Origin of the sequence: Halomonas sp. OfavH-34-E (genome assembly GCF_024124525.1) — a bacterium.
Taxonomy (GTDB): domain Bacteria; phylum Pseudomonadota; class Gammaproteobacteria; order Pseudomonadales; family Halomonadaceae; genus Halomonas; species Halomonas litopenaei.
Window position 1 is genome coordinate 1 of record NZ_JAMXRY010000121.1, and the last position, 1,466, is coordinate 1,466.

Annotated in this window: 3 protein-coding genes; all 3 read left to right on the plus strand. The window is 70.6% G+C overall.

The window, feature by feature from the left end; translation table 11 throughout:
- On the plus strand, positions 1-419 hold a 419-nt coding region (locus NH448_RS23420), incomplete at its 5' end, for an FAD-dependent oxidoreductase (protein WP_253029597.1).
- Entirely contained in the window at positions 403-768 is a 366-nt protein-coding gene (locus tag NH448_RS23425; protein ID WP_222569669.1) for a (2Fe-2S)-binding protein, read from the plus strand. The genes NH448_RS23420 and NH448_RS23425, both read left to right, overlap by 17 nt.
- The coding region (locus NH448_RS23430; protein WP_253029598.1) for an FAD-dependent oxidoreductase at positions 755-1,466 on the plus strand (712 nt) is incomplete at its 3' end. The genes NH448_RS23425 and NH448_RS23430, both read left to right, overlap by 14 nt.

The following is a 1,466-nucleotide window of genomic DNA, read 5'->3' on the forward strand; positions in this document are numbered from 1 at the left end:
GCCAGGTGCTGGTCAGCGAGCGCCTGCCCGCCGCCGGCCGCCTGCCGACACCGCAGATTCGCCAGACGGCGAGCGGCGGCTACCTGATCGGCGACGTGCTCGAGCACGTCGGCCACGACACCCGGGTCACCCTCGATACCCTGCACGCCCTGGCGCGGCGGGCGGTGACCATCTATCCCGATCTGGCGTCGGCGCGGCTGGTGCGCAGCTGGGCGGCGCTGAGGATCATGACGCCGGACGGCTGCCCCGTCTACGAGGCCTCGCAGCGCTATCCCGGGGCCTACAACCTGAGCTGCCACAGCGGCATCACCCTGGCCGCCTTTCACGCCGATGAGCTGGCCGCAGCGCTGGACGATGATCGGCTCACCGAGCGCTATCCGCTCTTCTCGGGAGGACGCTTCGATGCTCAAGCGGCATGAAAGGGCCACGGCCACACCCGAGGTCACCATCACCATCGACGGCGCACCATACCAGGTGCCCTCGACGCTTAGCGTGGCGGCCGCGGTGCTGATGCACCAGGGCGCTGCTGGCTACCGCCGCCACGCCGCCGGTGGCCATCGCGCGCCGCTGTGCATGATGGGGGTGTGCCACGACTGCCTGATTACCATCGACGATGCCCCCAATCGGCAGGGCTGTCTGGTCACGGTGGAGCAGGGCATGCGGGTACGCCGTCAGCTCGACGAAGAGACAGCGACGGCTTCCCGGTTGGACACCACCAACCATGCCAGTGGTGACGACCTAAGGGGGCGCGACGATGCAGACCTGTGAGCCGAAGGAAACCGACGTCACCGACGCCACCGACGGCAGCAAGGACCGCGCCCGAGTGGTGGTGCTCGGCGCCGGCCCTGCCGGCATGGCGGCGGCCCTGAGACTGGCCGAGGCCGGCCTGCGCGCGCTGGTACTGGATCAGGCCAGGGCGCCGGGCGGGCAGATCTATCGCGATCTCGACCAGCCCCAGCTCGACGCCGCCGTTATGGGCAAGGACTACCATCGCGGTCGGGCCCTGGTCGGCGCCTTCCTGGATGCCGCCAGGCGGGGCGAGATCGACTATCGCCCGGGCACGCGGGTGTGGTGGATCGAGGCGCTGGGCGATGCCCTGAACGACGCCCTGAACGACGCCCATCGGCTAGGCGTGCGGGGGCACGATGGCATCAGCCGGGAACTGGTTGCGGAGCGTCTGATCATCGCCACTGGCGCCATGGAGCGGGGCTGGCCCTTCCCCGGCTGGCAGCTACCTGGGGTGATGCAAGCCGGCGCCGCCCAGATCCTGATGAAGCAGGGCGCGCTGCTGACCGAGGGGCCGCCGGTGCTGGCGGGCAACGGGCCACTGCTGTACCTGCTGGCCTGGCAGTACCTCAACGCCGGCTGCCCGCCCCGGATGATCCTCGATACGGCGCCGAACCTGGGACTGGCGCGGACCCTGCGTCACCCGCTCAGGGCCTGGCGGGCTCGCGGCTACCTCGCCA